This is a genomic window from Pseudomonas sp. GW821-FHT09A09, from assembly GCF_059418405.1.
The window spans coordinates 11,968-29,510 of sequence record NZ_JBWKPU010000004.1 but is presented as its reverse complement, the minus strand read 5'-3'; the positions used below and the strand labels follow the sequence as shown (position 1 = coordinate 29,510).

General features: G+C 62.6%; 8 protein-coding genes. 5 read left to right on the top strand and 3 right to left on the bottom strand.

Features of this window, described 5'->3' with window-relative positions; all coding sequences use genetic code 11:
• Window positions 1-195 precede the first annotated feature (195 nt).
• Entirely contained in the window at window positions 196-3,336 is a 3,141-nt protein-coding gene (locus AC07OV_RS04440) for a transglycosylase domain-containing protein (protein ID WP_495091683.1), read from the top strand.
• On the opposite strand, the gene AC07OV_RS04435 is transcribed toward AC07OV_RS04440, so the two are convergent.
• Complete coding sequence (locus AC07OV_RS04435; protein ID WP_495091682.1) at window positions 3,271-7,827, bottom strand: hypothetical protein; 4,557 nt, start codon at window positions 7,825-7,827, stop codon at window positions 3,271-3,273. The genes AC07OV_RS04440 and AC07OV_RS04435 overlap by 66 nt on opposite strands.
• A gap of 174 nt (window positions 7,828-8,001) precedes the next feature.
• Between AC07OV_RS04435 and AC07OV_RS04430 the strand changes: the two genes are divergently transcribed.
• From AC07OV_RS04430 to AC07OV_RS04420, 3 genes are all read left to right on the top strand, one after another.
• On the top strand, window positions 8,002-12,921 hold the full coding sequence (locus AC07OV_RS04430) for an NEL-type E3 ubiquitin ligase domain-containing protein (protein WP_495091681.1): 4,920 nt from the start codon (window positions 8,002-8,004) through the stop codon (window positions 12,919-12,921).
• Window positions 12,922-13,022: 101 nt separating this feature from the next.
• Window positions 13,023-13,550: a PadR family transcriptional regulator gene (locus AC07OV_RS04425; RefSeq protein WP_176994902.1), complete on the top strand. Its 528-nt coding sequence runs from the start codon at window positions 13,023-13,025 to the stop codon at window positions 13,548-13,550.
• The gene (locus AC07OV_RS04420; RefSeq protein WP_494997752.1) at window positions 13,547-14,296 is read left to right on the top strand and encodes a siderophore-interacting protein; all 750 of its coding nucleotides are present in this window, start codon (window positions 13,547-13,549) and stop codon (window positions 14,294-14,296) included. Before AC07OV_RS04425 ends, AC07OV_RS04420 begins: the two co-directional genes overlap by 4 nt.
• Window positions 14,297-14,378: 82 nt before the next feature.
• On the opposite strand, the gene AC07OV_RS04415 is transcribed toward AC07OV_RS04420, so the two are convergent.
• On the bottom strand, window positions 14,379-15,002 hold the full coding sequence (locus AC07OV_RS04415; protein WP_494997753.1) for a Pr6Pr family membrane protein: 624 nt from the start codon (window positions 15,000-15,002) through the stop codon (window positions 14,379-14,381).
• 4 nt (window positions 15,003-15,006) lie between these two features.
• Complete coding sequence (locus tag AC07OV_RS04410; RefSeq protein WP_003188882.1) at window positions 15,007-15,240, bottom strand: VF530 family protein; 234 nt, start codon at window positions 15,238-15,240, stop codon at window positions 15,007-15,009.
• 223 nt (window positions 15,241-15,463) lie between these two features.
• On the opposite strand from AC07OV_RS04410, the gene AC07OV_RS04405 reads away from it, so the two are divergent.
• The gene (locus AC07OV_RS04405) at window positions 15,464-17,482 is read left to right on the top strand and encodes a TonB-dependent receptor (RefSeq protein WP_495091680.1); all 2,019 of its coding nucleotides are present in this window, start codon (window positions 15,464-15,466) and stop codon (window positions 17,480-17,482) included.
• The last annotated feature ends 61 nt before the right edge of the window (window positions 17,483-17,543 follow it).

Here is a 17,543-nt window from a genome sequence, read left to right as displayed (position 1 = left end):
TAGGTTAATTGCTCGCCCGATTGCAATTTAACAGGAGCATCTATCCTGCCTGACGCGACAAAACGTCACGCAGCGCACCGAACGGCGTAGCTATCAGGAGATTCTGGCCGGGAAAATACATTTCCCTCACAGGCAGCCCTCAGCGACTACGCTTCTAACAAGTCCGATCAATCTGCGTGTAGGGATCAATCGACTATGGGCGCACTGTGGCAAACCGATTCGACCAAGGCTGCGAAAGTACAAGGCAGTCCGGACACAGCGCCTTTACCCAAAAATAAACCCAGGCCCCGCTACGGCCGTCGGCTGTTCTGGCTGATCGTGGTGATGGGGTTGATTGCCCTGGGCTTCGCCGCAGCCAAAGAGATGCGCACCTCGCGCCTGCAAGCCCAGGAACTCAGCCGCCTGGCCCGCGACCTCACCTACCAGGTAAAACCCGGCGCCAGCGACGCCATGGTCTATCCGGGCGCCGGCCCGTTCGACCGGCGTCTGGGCTACAGCGACCTGGGCACGTTTCTGCCGCGTCTGCTCAAACGTGGTTATGTCATCCAGGCCCAGTCACGCTTCTCCCCGGAACTGATGGACTACAGCGCCAAGGGCCTGTTTGTGCCCTATGCAGAAAAAATCCAGGCCGGGCTGTCGATCACCGATTGCCGCGCGGTGCCGCTCTACCAATACAACTACCCACAACAGCTCTACGACAGTTTCGCCGCCATCCCGCCACTGGTGGTCAGCAGCCTTTTGTTTATTGAAAACCGCGACCTGCTCGACCCCGCCCAACCCCAGGCCAACCCTGCGGTAGACTGGCCACGCTTTGCCAAGGCCGCCTGGTCACAAGTCGCCAAGCTGCTGCACCTGCCCGGCCAGAGTGCCGGTGGCAGCACCCTGGCGACGCAGCTGGAAAAGTATCGCCACTCACCGGACGGCCTCACGGTTTCAGGCAGCGAAAAACTGCGGCAGATGTTTTCCGCCGCCGTGCGCGCCTACCACGATGGCCCCGACACCCTGCCCGCCCGCAAGAACATCCTGCGCGATTACCTCAACAGTGTGCCCCTGTCCGCCGTGCCCGGGCATGGCGAAGTGCACGGCATGGCCGAGGGTTTGCGGGTGTGGTACGGCGCCGATTTCAACCAGGTCAACCAGGCGCTGCGCGGGCCGGTGAACGCCGAACAGGGCCTGGCCTTGCGCCAAGTGTTGTCGTTGATCATCGCTCAGCGTCGCCCCTCCCATTACCTGGCCAAGGGGCGCGATGAACTGGCGCAGCTCACCGACAGCCACCTGCGCCTGCTGGCCCAGAATGGCGTGATCACACCGGCGTTGTTAAAGGTCGCGCTGGCGAGCAACGTCACTTACCGCGACTGGGTGCAGCAACCCACGGTGCAGCCCGTCGAAACCAACAAAGGCATCAGTGTGGCCCGCAGCCGCCTGGCCGCCTTGCTCGACCGACCGCTGTACGACCTCGACCGCCTGGACCTGTCCGCTACCACTACCTTGCAAGCGCAATTGCAGGGCCAGGTCAGCGACTACCTCAAGCACCTGGCCGACCCCGACTACGCGCGCCAGCTCGGCCTGCTCGGCGAGCGCTTGCTCACCCCGGCCAGCACCGCCCAGGTCCGCTACAGCTTCACGCTCTTCGAGCTGACGCCAGACGGTTCACGGGTGCGTGTGCAGACCGACAACACCGACCAGCCCTTCGACATCAACGAAGGCAGCAAGCTGGAACTGGGCTCCACCGCCAAGCTGCGGGTGCTCACCACCTACCTGCAAATCATCAGCGAGCTGCACGACAAGCACGCCGCCAAAGCGCCCGCCGAGCTAAGAAAAGTCCCGGTGGACGAACAAGACCGCCTCAGCCGATGGGCCCTGGACTACCTGATCCAGACCCCGGACAAATCGCTCGCCAAAATGCTCGACGCCGCCCTCGACCGTACTTACTCAGCCAGCCCTGGCGAAAGTTTCTTTACCGGTGGCGGCCTGCACCACTTCCATAACTTCCGCAGCCAGGACAACGGCCGCAGCCCCACACTGCGTGACGCGTTGCGCGAGTCGATCAACCTGCCCTTCATCCGCCTGATGCGCGACGTGGTGCGCTATGTGACCTACTCCGGCGAAAACAACAGTGCCGAGTTGCTCAAGGACGACAACGACCCGCGCCGCCAGGAATACCTCGCCGGTTTTGCTGACCGTGAAGGCACCACCTTCCTGAGCAAGTTCTGGAAGAAGTACCAGAAGAAGGACACCCAGGCGCGCCTCGAAACCTTCCTCGACAGCCTGCGCCCTACACCGATCCGCCTGGCTGCCGTGCACCGCTACCTGCTGCCCAACGCCAGCCAGGAGAGCTTCAACCTGTTCGTGCGCTCGCACTTGAACGGGGTCAAAACCAACGAAAAACTCACCGATGAGCGTCTCGAAAAACTCTATAAAAACTACGGCCCGGGCACCTACGACCTGCCCGACCAAGGCTACATCGCCAAAGTCCACCCGCTGGATCTATGGCTGCTCGGCTACTTGCTCAATCACCCCGACGCGACCTTCAGCGAGGTGGTCAAAGCCAGCCAGTTCGAGCGCCAGGAGGTGTACAGCTGGCTGTTCAAAAGCCGCCATCAAAGCGCGCGTGACAGCCGTATCCGCACCATGCTGGAGATCGAGGCGTTCCTGGATATTCACCAACGCTGGCGGGCGGTTGGCTATCCGTTTGATCATCTGGTGCCGTCCCTGGCCACGGCCATCGGCAGTTCCGGCGACCGCCCGGCAGCGTTGGCCGAACTGATGGGCATCATCCTCAACGACGGTGTGCGCCCCAAAGTGCTGCGCATCGACACTCTGCGCTTTGCCGCCGATACACCTTATGAAACCCAAGTCGTCAACGACCCGGCACCGGGCAAGCAAGTGATTCCGGTAGAGGTGGCCCGGGCCTTGCGTGGTGCCTTATCCCAAGTGGTGGACGCCGGTACCGCCAAGCGCGTGGCCGGCAGTTTCAAGCTGGCCGACGGCACACCACTGGCCATGGGCGGTAAAACCGGTACCGGGGACAACCGCATCGAGGCCATCGGCGCCGGTGGGCGCATCCTCAGTTCCAAATCCATCAACCGTACCGCCACCTTTGTGTTCTACCTGGGCGAACACCATTTCGGCACATTGACGGCGTTCGTCCCCGGTCAATCGGCCGAGCATTTCACCTTCACCTCGGCATTGCCGGTGCAGGTGCTCAAGGGCATGGCCCCCATCCTGATGCCGTACCTGCAACCCGGCGACCACACCTTGTGCACGCCATCAGTCGACGCTGAAAAACAACCGGCGGGCCAGGGCCAATCCGATCTGCGCGCGGCGGATCTGTAAGGTCTGCACCGCACGGCCGCCCTGACCACTGCGCATTTGCGCAAATGCCAAGGCTTCGGCCTGCGCCTGGGCCTGTCGGCCGAGGCGCTCCTGCTCGGGGCTCTTGAGGTGGGCGGCGGTGAAATGATCATCCGGACCTTCACGCCGGGCGTAATGAAAATGCGCAAAACACACCGGCTTTGCGCTGTGCACGTCGTTGACTGCGTACACCTGCAAGTAGTCGTCGCGCCGGCCCTTCAGCGCCACCCGTGGCCCTTTGCGAACAATGCGGACTTCACCCTGGCTGTGCAGGAACGCCACATCCTCCTGGCTGACGGGCCGCAACAGAGTGGCGCGAATGCGTGCGCTCAAGCCGGCTTGCTCCAACTTGGCCACTGCGGCGCGAAGCTGGGTTTCGGCGGCCCGCGCATTGGCCTGCTGCACGGCGGCCAGGCGCGTACCACCCGATTCACGCAACTTGCGCGCGATCGCATCGGCGGCCCAGGTCCGGCTGCGCGCCTCAGCCTGGAGCAACTCTTGAAGCGACGCCGGATCGTTAGCCCGTTCGACCATGCCTTCAACCCGGGAAATGGCTTTGTCCACGTCGTGCAACAACACCCCGGACTTTTTCATCAGTGCCCCCAGTTCGGGGTCCGGGCGCAAGAGTGCGGGGTTGACGCGCTGATCCCAGATGCCGTCATCGGCTTCGGTGAACGTACCGATCACACCACCCTCTGCGTCATGCACCTGTACCGTCTGCACGGTCATGGGTTCCGGGCTCAGGCGCGCGACCAAGAGGTCACGATTACGCGTACGAATGATCTTGCCACCGCGACCAGCAGCTGCAGGTGCCTTGACCACGGACGACTCGCTGGCGTCAGGTTGCAACAGCGACTCCAACTGCGTCTGCACTTGCCGGTGCAGAGTGGCCAGCAACTCCTGCAGCTGTTGCAGATAATCAAGATCAAATTTGTCAGGTTCCATGGCACGCCAGAATTCGATGCGGTCATCGGTCTGCGCAAAAACGTGGTCAATGCTGTCGAGCAGCTCGACGCGTTCGGTAGACCCGGCACTCAATTGCGGTAGATCGGCAAAGGCGCGACTGGCCCACCGGGCGCGGTCAACCGTGGCACTCAGGTTCGCGTAGAAATCGTCCTCCAAAGACGGGCTTGGCACATCGATGGCAATGCCCCACAACGTGGTCAGTTGCAGGGATTGCAGGTCTGCTACTGATGGACGCACGGGCATGACGTTGGCCAACGCCTGGGCTTTGTCCCGGCCGACGCGCGGCACCCCACGCAGCTCCTCAAGGTAGCGCTGCTCGAGCATGCGCCAACGAATGGCGCTGTCGTGGATCGCCGCCAGCTCACGCATGCCCTTGTTCAGTTCCGTGTGGCCAGACGCCTGCGGGTCGGTTTGCAACGTTTCCAGCAGTGGCCGCAGGCGCTCATTACCCTCTTGCAATTGCCTGCGCACCATCGCATCCAGTAACTGCGTGGTCAGCACGGTCGACTCCAACACCTCGCTCAACTCGTCCTCGTAACGCGGCCGCGGCGCCAGCTCGCGCAATTGTCGTAACAAGTGCAACTCGTCCTGGCAAAACTGCAGCTTTTCCGTCAATGCCTTGAAATAACGGGACTTGAGCTGGCTACGTTGGCGTTCATCCACCACGCCCTCAGGCCCGTTGAGCAGGCTGCGTGCGACTTCCAGGCTGGCTTGGGCGCGCGCGCGATCACGCCGAGCCTGTTGGTAGTGCTGTTCCAGCTGCGGGCGCTGGTCGGCGGTCACTTGCACAACCCTATCGCCCGCACCGCCGCTCAAGCGCAGTTGCAAATCCAGATCCCAGCGGCCCTGGCCAAGGTGCTTGAGCCAGGGCCCGGGACGGCTGCCATCAGCACTGATGACCCTGACCCGCCCGCGCTCCACCCTTACCCGGAACTGCTGGCCACGGACCAGCGCCTGCCATTGGTTTGCACTGTGCAACAAACCTTGCCAGGGCCCGGAGGTTTCGGCGCCCGGCAACAGGGCCGGCCAGGGCTCAGCGAAGGTTTTCAGGCTCAAGGCCCGCAGTCGCCCTGCAAGCTCCGGGGTCAGGGTATGACGTGCATTGGCCCACCCTGCCGGGGCGGTGAACTGCGCGGGTGGCGGGATACGAACAGGCGGCAACGGCGCCGGCTCGACAGCCGCCAAGGGGCCGAAAGCGGCGTGTTCGAGTTCGAGGGGATGTTGCGCATCATGGGGCGCTGCCTGGTGCGCAATGACGACCATCAGGTTGGCCAGCAGATCGACCAGCGCAGCATTTCTTGCCTGAGGATCGGTGCCGTGCAGCCCCGCCATGTCCTGCTGCGTACTGTCGATCAGTTGCACCAACCACCCGGCCAACATCAGCGGCCCGCTGAGCAAAGGCTGCACGATGCCAAACAGCAGCCAGCCCAATTGCTTGAAGCCCGCCCAGCGTTGCTCGGCATTCGAGAGGGTCTGCCGGTCCGCCAGGGTCACCAGCGCCTGGGCCATGGCGCTGAACAACTGCGCGGCGGGGTCCGCCTCGGCCACCCGTTTGCTCAAGCGCGCAGGAGCAGGTTTTTCATAGGTGGCAAACTCATCGCCCGCCAGGAAATGCCGGATATGCGGCTCGCGAAAGCCCCCATTGGCGTACACCGCTTGACGCCTAGGTTCCAACCAAGTCAACACGCTGTCCTGCAAGGGGCCGGGGCGAGCGATAGCATCGAGCAGCTCGGGCAGCGACGCGTATTGCTGCAACACCGGGGTGTACAGCGGGCGATACAGCACATGGGGGCCAGCCTCGCCATCGGCAGGACCGATGATGAACATGTTGGCCACCTCGTCTGCGGCAGCCTCGGCAGAGGCCTTGAACGCCAGCGGCCACACCGTCATCGTTTGACCATCGACTTGATGCTGCGCCACGCCGGTTTGCAGCGCCGCCTGTATGCGGCGCAGACCCGTGTGGGTCAGCCCATGCTCGCCCTTGAGGTGCGCCTCCAGCGCCAGCATCGGCAGTTGGATACGCACCTGATCGCTGAACAACCTCCGACGTCTGGCCGCTTGTTCAGCGTCCTCCAACAGCTGCTTTTTCAGCAACGCCGGGTAGTGCTGGCCGATATCGACGTGGTTCACGCACGACTCGAGCCACTCATACGTCAGCCATGTGGGTGCCGCGTTGCCGTTGAGGGTGATGGTCTTGGGCGTGGCGTTGAACCCGCCGAGGCGTTCCAGGGCCAGCTCGGTCAGGCTGACATCAAGGGTTTGCACTTCTCCGGCAACAAATCCTCCCGGTACAGGCACAGCAGCAGCGATCACCCGGCTGAAGGTCAACCGGATATCACCGGGAGCGAGCTTGCCGGCCTGAGGGTGCCTGGCCAGGCACGCCCCCAAGTGCTCATCGGCATAGGCTTGCAAGGTGGGAATACCCTCAAGAAAATCCAGTGCGCCACTGTGCTGCCTGGCCAGCACCGAGGCCTGGAGCAGCTGCGCGCACAGCACGGCATCCTCCTGCGGTGCCTGTGCCAGCCATAACGGCAACTGTTCGAACAGGCGTTGCTGGCGCGTATTCAGGCTCGGCACAAACCAGCGCCGACTGTCGGTGATGATGTCCAACATGGCCCGGTAATCGTGCGCCGTACGCGGCAACCGAGTGTCGATATGGGCGATCTCCAGCAGCTGGCGCTCCAGGTAACTGGCAGCCAGCGCATCGAACGGATCACCTTGTACGGGCAGGGCAAACCATTGCCCGCCCGCCTCGCCAAGCAAGGGGCTGGTGTAGGCCGGCAACAGCGCCTGGACCTGATCCGGGTTGTCCAGCAGGTGAAGACCGCTGGCGGGGCTGAACAGCAGGGGGTGTCCGTCTTTGGGGGTAAACAGCAGCAGCGGCAAACTGTGTACGGATTGCCCTTGGCGCAGATGCAGAGTCTGCACGGTCAGCGTCTGGCTTTGGGCACTCCACTCCCGCGTGGGACGGCGTGCATGCAGTTGCGCTTTGGGAAAAAGCTCGGCAAACCGAGCCTGACTCATTCCAGGAGGGGCAGGCGAATCGTAAAGCATGGCCAGCAACTGATCGGACACATAGCCCCATCGCGTCATGTTCACTGGCAGCGATTCGCCCCACCAGGCTTGCAGGCGCCGTGAATAGAAACCGAGCAGGCCAGCACCGCACCCGTTGATCAATACCTCCAGCTCAGCAAGGCTGGGCCCTGCCGGCTCGTAGGTTTCTCGTACACGTCGAACCACTTGGTGCACGCCCTCTTCCAATAACATTGGGCGGCCCATCGCCAGTCGCTCCAGGAGCAGATCGGGCAACGAGCGATAGGGCCCGTCATCGGTAGCCAGATAGATTCGAGCGGCGCTGTACCTGTGCTCCCCCCAATGCACTTGCAGGTAGGCATCAGCACTGTCCTGCGCGACGACCGACAGCGACGGTCGCGGACTCAGCAGGGTTTGAATCTGATCCACATGCTGTTGGCGCAGTGAAGTCGGACGGGTATCGGCAGCAGGCATCACAGGACTCTCATCGGGCTCAAAACACCACGCTAGCTCGGCGCCAATCACGATTGGCACTACACAGTTAGCTCGGTGCTCGCCGCGTTTTCAGATGACGCCTAACTATGTAATCCCGGTTGCGCAACTTACCGACCTAAGCTCGCGGCCTTTGTGTTTTCAAGGTCTGCCGCCATGCCTTCTCCACCTGTGGACAAAGGTCCGCATTACCCATTGATCCAACAACGCCTGCCCGATTGGCTCAGTCAAACGTCTGTGCACAGGGCCCAGGCCTTGCGTCAAGTCACACCGACACTGTTCGCCAATACTCCCGCCGCCCTCAAGGCCGCCAACGCCCAGGCCTGGGCGAGGCAAAACAGCGTCGACCAGCGCCTCAAAAACCTGCAGGACGTACACGCTTTTGCCGAGCCACTGCTGGTCGACGCCCTGAGGGCGAGGCATGGGCTGGACCTCGACGTGCGCGCCACCTACCTGTACCTGCATATCGGCAAGGGGTGGCTGTTGAAAGGCAGCGTCAGCCGAACCGTGTCGCTGCTCGATGCAGCGCTGCACAACTTCGCCCGTCACGAAACCTTCATCGACACCTCGTGCTACATCACTCGGCCGGACGCCCGCCGGCACTTCAGGATCCTGCCCCTGCACCAACAGATGAGCATTGCGCAGTTCATCGCACTGTGTCGCGACCTGGACCTGGGCGCACGCTATCAACAACATCTGCGTGAACACCTGTTACCCAAAGACCCAGGCATACTGCAGCGCGAGGTGATCGCCAGCCAGCAAGCCATGCTCAATGCTGCGGCCCATCTGGCACTGCACCGGGGTGAAATCGATGCTGCGGTATTTCACTTGCTGCAACACACGCTCAAGGGCGAGCGCGGCGCGATGCAGTGCTATCGCTTGCAAATGCTCGATACGGTGCTCACCGGCATTCTGTTGATCGCTGCTGACCTGGATCGCGCCAGGCACCCCTCCCGCGTGATCGTCTACATTCCCCACGACCCGCAGACCCCGTTGAAGGCCTATGCCGATACACACGCCTTCATGCTCGCGCTCACCGCTCGCCTGCAAGATAACGACTACCGCACGTTCTTCAGCCAGTTCGTCGATCATCAACAACGCGGGCGCTTTTTCAGCACCCTGGCGCAACGTTTGAGCCGCATCCAGTACCACCCGCACCAGGACGTCATCGATAGGCGTCCGCCGTGGCGCGACACCCCCATCGAAAAACCGCAGCTGGCATTTGCCGCCGTGCGTATCGACGGCGAACTCTGGACCTTTCTCTACCAACGCAGCCTCGACAAGATCCTCAATGACGGCCGCGAACTCGCTGTCTCCACCGCCGATGCCGACAGCAAGGCACGCTGGGCCTGGTGGGACAATGCCAGCCAATTGCTCAGCGATATCCTCAACGCCGCCTTGCTGGTCGCCACGCCCTTTGTGCCGTTGTTGGGTGAGGTCATGCTGGCGTACACCGCCTGGCAACTGCTCGACGAAGTCGTCGAAGGTGCCTTGGACCTGGCCGAGGGCCAGGCGCTGGAAGCAACCACCCACCTGTTGGATGTACTCAACGAAGTGGCCCAACTGGCCGCGTTCGGCGCGGCCACGACGCTGGTGCAATCGGCGTTCGTCAATCAGCTCAAGGTGATCGAAGTGCAGGGGCGCAAACGCCTGTGGCACGCCGACCCTGCCGTTTATGAGCAACACAATGTGCAGTTGGCGCCGCAATCTTTACCGGATGAAGAGGGGCTGCACCTGCACGAAGGGCGTCACCTTCTGCCGGTGGACGGTCGGTATTACACGGTCGAACGTGACGAAGCCCGAGGCGAGCAATGCATAACGCACCCCACACGCGCCGATGCGTACGCGCCACCGATCCAACTGAACAGCACGCCCCGGGCCTGGACCGATCAGCGCCGTCTGCGTGAGCTGGGTCCTTTCAGCCGTGAACAACAGCAGGAGATCCTGGCTGCCAGTGGGTTGGATCACGACACCTTGCGCGCGATCCAGACCGATAACCCGCCAAGCCCGATACTGGCCGACACCCTCAAACGCACGCGATTGAACCAACAGGCCGGCGAACTGCCCATGCGCTTGCGCCAGGGCGAACCGGTAGACGACGACACTTACTGGAGCCCGCATCTGGCGCTCGAACTGCCCGGCTGGCCGGCCCAAGTGCAGATAGCCGTGTTTGAAAACGCCGATCTCAGCGGCGTGCCCATGCGCTTCGGCGCTCAAGATGCGAGCCGTACCCTTGATATCAGTCGCCACGACTTGAACCAAGGCAAGTTGCCTGAGCGACTGGTGAGTACGCTTTCCTCACCAGAGCTGCACGCGCTGCTGGGCGAACTGCCCGTCGAGCGTCAGGCTTGCATTGAGGCTCTGCGCGAAAGACTTGCGCGACTGCTCACGCAGCGTCAGGCCTCGGTATTTGACTACCTCTATCGCCACAGTGAAAACGCCGGCAGCGAACTCGCCGCACGGGTGCGAGAGGTTTTCCCAGACCTCCCGGACAGCGTGGTGCAGCATGTCCTGAGCCTGGCGCGTCCGGACGAACGGGCGATTCTGGAGACCGAACGACGCTTGCCGCTGCGCTTGAAAAACATCGCCCGTGAACTGCATTTACAAACCCGCACCGCCCGCGGCCTGCAAGGGTTCCATACACCGTCGATGCTGGACGCCAACACCGAACAGATGGTGCTACGCATCCTGCAGCTGCACAGCAATGCACTGGCGCACACCCGCATCGAAGTGCGCCCGCACCATCCCCGAGCCACCGTACGCGCCAGCGCCGGGCCGGCAGACGCCCGTCACATGCAGACGCTGGTCAGAACCGATGGGCACTACCAGCTCTACGCGCAACAACGCCCGCTATCAGCGCCCTACAGCGACTTCTTCGAGGCGGTACTGCACGCGTTACCCGCCGACGAACGTGTGGCACTGGGCGTCGACGCTGAGCACTTCAAGGCCTGGGTGACGGAACACCTGCGCACTCCGGAGCAACGGCGCACCGCGCTGGCCGGCGCCGAGACGGCCCCCACCCCTGCACGAGATACGCAGGTACTGCTGCAAAAACCCATGCTGCCGGTGCGCCAGTGGTTTTGCCGGTTGTTCCCCGAGTCCCTGGAAGAACGTGTGAAAAACCTGTACCCCCGCGCCTCACGCGCCGACATCGACGCCTGCCTGGGCAGCCTCGAAGACTCGCAATGGCTGGCGCGTTTTGAGGCCCGGGTGGTTGAAAAAGCCACGCTGCAACAGGACCTGAGCACCTGGATGAAGGCAACCGAACCTCACGATCAACCGGTTGACCGCCAACGACGCCTGAACCTGACCAAGGACTTGCTGTATGCCTGGGAGCAGAACATCAACCCACCCGCCGAAGGCTGCGGCCTTTTGTTCAATGGCATACGCCTGTCCGGCCTGTTGGGTAACCTGCGGTTGCAGGCAGACTTCAGCCATATCACGCACCTGGAGTTGATCAACGCTGACTTGCTGGACAGCGATACGCCCTTCCTCTCGCACTTCACCCAACTGCGTGGATTGAACCTGCAACGCAACCTGCTCACCCAACTGCCCCCGCAGATCGCACCGATGGCGTCACTGAGTCACTTGGACCTGAGCGGCAATCCTATCCGCTGGGTCAACCGCGACCTGGATCAACTGGCCAGCCTGCGCCCGTTGCAGTTCCTGTCCCTGGCTGACAACCGGGAACTCACCCGCGCACCGCCCATAGGTCGCTTGCCTGCGTTGCATTCGCTGATTTTGCGCAATACCGGCATCAATGACTGGCCCGACGGTTTGTTTGAACTGCCGCGCACCGCGCAATTCCTGCTCGACCTGCGTAATACCGCCATTGAACGCATCCCGCAGTTTCTGCCCTGGGCGCCCGAGGCCGAACTGATTGCGCAAGTCAGGCTGGACCGTAACCGCCTGACCCCGGAGGCCGAGAAGCAGTTGATCAGCTATCGCCTGGAAGCCGGGTTCGACCCCTATCGCAGCTACCCGCCCAAAGGCGATGCCGAGTTCTGGCTCAAGACCGAGCCACAGGCCCATCAGCCCTGGCTCGCCCAGCTTTGGGAGGAGGTCGAACACGAACACGGTTCCCAGGGATTCCTCGAAGTCATCAAGAGCCTGGAGCCTCCAGAGTTCTTTGAAGTGCTGGACGATGCCCGGCTTTATCGACTCAATCGCAAAGCATTGACCAGCAAGGTCTGGCGCATGCTGCTGGCCATGCAACGGGACGAAACCTTGCGCTCACGTTTATTCACCCTGGCGGACAACCCGGTCACCTGTGCCGATGCCGGCGCCCATCTGTTCAACGCGATGGGCCTGGAAGTGCAACTGGCCGAGATCGGCGAACACCCGCACGGCCCGTTGCACGACGTACAGCTGACGCAGCTGGCCCGGGGCAAGGCGCGCCTGGACCGTCTGAACCAGGTAGCCCGTGCCGACATCCGCCATCGCGTCACTCCGACAGACCGAGGCGGCCTGGGCCTGCGCTTCAATCACGAAGTGGTCGCTGGCCTGCCCGGCAGTGTCGACGAAGTGGAGGTGTACCTGGCATATCAGAGCGGGCTTCAGCGCCGGCTCGACTTGCCGTGGGTGTCCGAGCACATGACCTACCGGTTGACCTCGGGCGTTGGCGAGGCCCGTCTCAATGAAGCCTACGACGAGGTCACTGGCCTGGAAGCAGGTGATGGGCTGGCCGACGGCATGCTTGAACAGCCGTTCTGGGACACCTTCCTGCGCGAACGCCACGCCGACCTGTTCCAGGCCAGCCGCGAACGGGCCGAGGCGTTGATGGGCCCGTTGGACGACCTGATGTTCGCCCAGAACGCATGGGCCAGTGCCGAACCTGCAGAGCGCGAAATACTCGCGCCAGGCCTGCTCGCCCTGGCCGACACCCTCAAGGTCAACCACGCCGACGTGTTGAGCGGCGCGCCGATGTCGGCACGCACCTACGAACACCTGCTCGCAGCAGGCTTCAGTGAAGACAGCCCCAGCGAGCAGACCCTGGCCCGTCGCTTGACCTGTCAATTTCTGGCGCGCCTGAGTGACTATGAAAGCGGGCACGGCACGCCGACGGAGGATGAATAAGCGGGGCACCGTGACGTGGCATCGACCGTTGGTCAGAAACGTTTGTCACACCAAAAGATATATCTTACGTTATATCTAAACCCGCTCAGGAGTCACTGACCATGAGAGACCATCCCCACCAGCGCGACGGCTTCGACCCTCGCCGTGAGCGCGGCGGCGGCCGAGGCCCGCGTGTATTCGCACCCGGCGACTTGAAGCTGTTGCTGCCCGCGTTGATCGCCGAACAGCCGTGTCATGGCTACGACTTGATCCGCCGCATCGAAAGCCTTTTCGACGGCGCTTACACCCCCAGCCCCGGCGTGATCTACCCGACGCTGACCTTCCTGGAAGAAAGCGATTTGATCCAGGGCGACGCCGAAGGCGGAAAAAAACGCTACACAATCACCGACGCCGGCCGTCTCTTCTTAAGCGAGCAACAGGTGGCCCTGGACGGCGTACGCATGCGCATTGATGTGAGCAAGCGCTCGTTGCGGGGCCATGACCGCCCGCCGGAAATCCACGAGGCGGTGCACAACCTGCGTCATGCCCTGCACTCGCACCACGGGCGCTGGAGCCCGGAAGAAATCGTTCGTGTCGCGGCGCTGCTCAACAGCACCGCCCAATCCATCGCCGACGGGAAAGCTCAATGAATACGCAAGTTATCCACCGCGTGACCCACGAAATCAAACGTCGCCGCCTCGAAGTCCTGCGGGTGGTCGACATCACCCCGCGCATGCGTCGCATCACCCTGGGCGGGCCTGAACTGGCGGGCTTTGTCAGCCTGGGCAGCGACGATCACATCAAGCTGCTGTTCCCGCAGAACCCCGAGGAACAGGCAGCGCTGGAAAGCCCGACCTTCACCATCAAAGGCGACGGCCCGCAACCGCCGATGCGCGACTACACGCCACGGCGTTTCGACCTGAGCACCGGCGAGTTGGACATCGACTTCGTGCTGCACGGCGATGGCCCTGCGTCCACCTGGGCCGACCAGGTGCAGGTCGGCCAGCACCTGTACATCGGCGGGCCACGGGGCTCGATGATCGTGCCGGATATCTTCGACAGCTACCTGCTGATCGGCGATGAAACCGCCCTGCCCGCCATCGCTCGGCGCCTCGAAGAACTGCCCGCTGGGCGCACTGTATTGGCGGTAATCGAAATCGCCAATGCGGCGGAAAAACAGGCGCTGCAAAGCGCTGCCGATGTGGAAGTGATCTGGGTGATTCGCGGTCAGGACGACCTGCTCGATACAGTGCAGAAGCTGACGCTGCCGGCTGGTTCGCTGTACAGCTTCGTGGCCACCGAAACCAAGTTGTCGCGCCAGGTTCGGCGCGTGCTGTTGGACACCCACAAGATCAATGAGGACTACCTCAAGGCCGTGGGCTATTGGCAGGCCTGACCCCTGACCTGTAGGAGCCGGCTTGCCGGCGATGGCGGTATACCTGACACACCGCGATCGCCGGCAAGCCGGCTCCTACAGATTAGCGTGCAGGTTTTAGCGCTCGATCCAGCCCCACCACCACAAGCGCAATCAGCACAAACCCCGCCAAAATCTGCCCGGCGTTCACGAACACCTGTGGATAACCCAAGGTGTCCACGTCAATGAACGGGTACTGATACTGCCCGAGCAAATGCCCCCGCAGCAGCACATAGGCAAAGTACACCAACGGGTACAGCACCCAGGCGCCGATGTGCCTGAGGCGCAGGGTTCCCTTGGGCACGCAGCGCCACCAGTAGAGTAAAAACAGCACCGGCATCACGTCGTGGAGCAATTCGTCGGCGATGAATTGAAAGCCTTCGGGCTGCCACAAATGCCGCAGCAACAGGTTGTAGGCCAGGCTCACCACCGCGATGCTCACGGCGATGCCACTGCTGGTTTTGGGCGCGAGAAAAAAGCGCTTCGCCGCTGAATCGCGATCCACCAGCGCATAGCTCAGCACCACCACCACCAAGGTGTTGGTCAGTACCGTGAAGAAACTGAAAAAGTTGATCAGCCCGCCCAGCAGGCTGGCGCCGCTGGTCCAGCGCGAATAGAAGATCAGGTATTGCTGGATCGCCAACCCCACCCAACCGGCCAACGCCGCAGCCGCCACGAACCGCTTCATGGGGTCAGTCCAGCGGGCGTTTGGTGCGCATCAGCTTGACGTACAACCCTTCGACCTTCTCCCGCGCCCAGGGGGTTTTACGCAGGAAGGTCAGGCTCGACTTGATGCTCGGATCGCTCTTGAAGCAGCGAATATCAATGCGCTCGGCCAGCCCCGACCATTCGTAGTGTTCCACCAGGGTGGTGAGCACGTGCTGCAGGGTCACGCCGTGAAGAGGGTCGTTGCTTGTCGCGGTCATGCCGGGCCTTTTGCAATAAGAGGAAATACAGCCGCGCACCTTAGCCGACGGGGCGTGCAGGTGGAAGCACCGCATTGAATATAGACCCTTGGGAAAAGTTCCCCTTTTCAGCGAAAAAAGAGATGTTATATTGTAACGATACTTATCAGATTGTTATGAAAAGTAACGCGCTCGAAACCGTTTTAAGCCTTCTCTTTTTGCCGTTTTGCCAAGGAATGTCCCGATGTCCCTCTCCTCACTGTGGCGCTTGTCCCCGCTTGCCGCCGCCCTATTGATCAGCTCCCACACCCAGGCCCTGGAACTGCAACCCCAAGTCATCACCGGTAACCCGCTGGGCAGCGAGCAACTTGCCTCGCCGACCACCGTGCTGGAAGGTGATGACCTGACCCTGCAACAAAAAGGCAGCCTCGGTGAAACCCTCAACAAGCAGCCGGGCGTGTCGTCCTCGTACTTCGGCCCGGGGGCCAGCCGGCCGATCATCCGTGGCCAGGACGGCGACCGCATCCGCCTGCTGCGTAACGGCGTGGGCGCACTGGACGCTTCGTCGCTGTCCTACGACCACGCCGTGCCGCTGGACCCGGTCAACGTCGACCGCATCGAAATCGTGCGCGGCCCGGCGGCTTTGCTGTACGGCGGCAGCGCCATCGGCGGCGTGGTCAATACCTTCGACAACCGCATCCCCACCGAAGCCATCGAAGGCATCCACGGTGCCGGTGAGTTGCGTTACGGCGGCGCCGACACCACCCGCAGCAGCGCCGGCAAACTGGAAGCCGGCAACGGCACCTTCGCCTTGCACCTGGACGCCAACGCGCGGGAATTCAACGACCTGAAAATCCCTGGCTACGCCCGCAGCCGCCACGCACCGGAGAGTGAAGACGGCCCCGGCAAAAACGGCCGCCTGGGCAACAGCGACGGGCGCCAGGACGGCGGCGCGGTGGGCGGTTCCTACACCTGGGACGACGGTTACGCCGGGCTGTCCTACAGCAACTACGACAGCAACTACGGCTCCCCCGCCGAGCAGGATGTGCGCATTCGCATGAAGCAGGATCACTACGCGTTCGCGTCCGAGATCCGCAACCTGCAAGGCCCGTTCACCTCGGTGAAACTCGACGCGGGCTACACCGACTACGAGCACCGTGAAATCGAAGGCGGTGAAACCGGCACGATCTTCAAGAACAAAGGCTATGAAGCCCGCGTGGAAGCCCGCCACCAACCCATCGGCCCGTTTGATGGCGTGGTCGGCGCCCAGGTGACCCGCAACGAGTTCTCGGCCTTGGGCGAAGAGGCCTTCGTGCCGCAGACCGACACCAATGCTGGTGCGCTGTTCATCCTTGAAGAAATGCAAGCCACCGAGCGCCTGAAACTCAGCCTCGGCGGGCGCCTGGAACACACCACAGTCGACCCGGATGCCAAGGGCAACGCGCGCTTTGCCGGTGCCGACAAGTCCAATGACTTCACCGCTGGCAGCCTGTCGTCGGGCGCGGTCTACACCCTCACGCCGGTCTGGTCCCTGGCCGCAACCCTGGGTTACACCGAGCGCGCGCCAACGTTCTACGAGCTGTACGCCAACGGCGCCCACGTTGCCACCGGCACCTACGAATTGGGCGACGCCAACCTGTCGAAAGAGAAAGCCGTGTCCAGCGACCTGGCCCTGCGTTTTGACAATGGCACCCACAAAGGCAGCTTCGGCGTGTTCTACAGCCGCTTCTCCAACTACATCGGTTTGTTGGGCACCGGCCGCACGCTGAACGATGAAGGCGAAGAAGACGCTGCAGGCATTCCTGAATACAAATACTCAGGCGTGCGTGCCCGTTTCGCCGGCTTCGAAGCCCAGGATCACTGGAAGCTCGGCGAAAGCGCCTACGGCAAATTCGCCTTGGAACTGTCGGGCGATTACACCCGCGCCACCAACCTGGACACCGGCGAAGCCTTGCCCCGTATCGCCCCGCTGCGCCTGAACAGCGGGCTGCTGTGGGAACTGGACCGGTGGCAGGCACGTATCGACGTGGAACATGCCGCAGGCCAAGGCCGTGCACCGGACAACGAGAGCGGCACCGACGGCTACACCACGCTGGGGGCGAGCGCGGGGTATCGCTTCAATGTGGGCAGCAGCCAGTGGCTGGCGTTTGTGAACGGTGAAAACCTGACGAACCAGACCGTGCGGTATGCCAGCTCGATCCTGCGCGACATCGCGCCAGCGCCGGGGCGCAGTGTGCAGTTTGGTGTGCGCACCACCTTCTAAAAACACCCACCTGTAGGAGCCGGCTTGCCGGCGAGGGCGTAACGTCAGCGAGTCTCTCTTA

Bases quoted from the DNA above. Each gene is read 5' to 3' on its own strand.
- AC07OV_RS04410 (WP_003188882.1), bottom strand. From the start codon at position 15,240: ATGACCGCGACAAGCAACGACCCTCTTCACGGCGTGACCCTGCAGCAC.
- AC07OV_RS04405 (WP_495091680.1), top strand. From the start codon at position 15,464: ATGTCCCTCTCCTCACTGTGGCGCTTGTCCCCGCTTGCCGCCGCCCTA.
- AC07OV_RS04440 (WP_495091683.1), top strand. From the start codon at position 196: ATGGGCGCACTGTGGCAAACCGATTCGACCAAGGCTGCGAAAGTACAA.
- AC07OV_RS04415 (WP_494997753.1), bottom strand. From the start codon at position 15,002: ATGAAGCGGTTCGTGGCGGCTGCGGCGTTGGCCGGTTGGGTGGGGTTG.
- AC07OV_RS04430 (WP_495091681.1), top strand. From the start codon at position 8,002: ATGCCTTCTCCACCTGTGGACAAAGGTCCGCATTACCCATTGATCCAA.
- AC07OV_RS04435 (WP_495091682.1), bottom strand. From the start codon at position 7,827: ATGCCTGCTGCCGATACCCGTCCGACTTCACTGCGCCAACAGCATGTG.
- AC07OV_RS04420 (WP_494997752.1), top strand. From the start codon at position 13,547: ATGAATACGCAAGTTATCCACCGCGTGACCCACGAAATCAAACGTCGC.
- AC07OV_RS04425 (WP_176994902.1), top strand. From the start codon at position 13,023: ATGAGAGACCATCCCCACCAGCGCGACGGCTTCGACCCTCGCCGTGAG.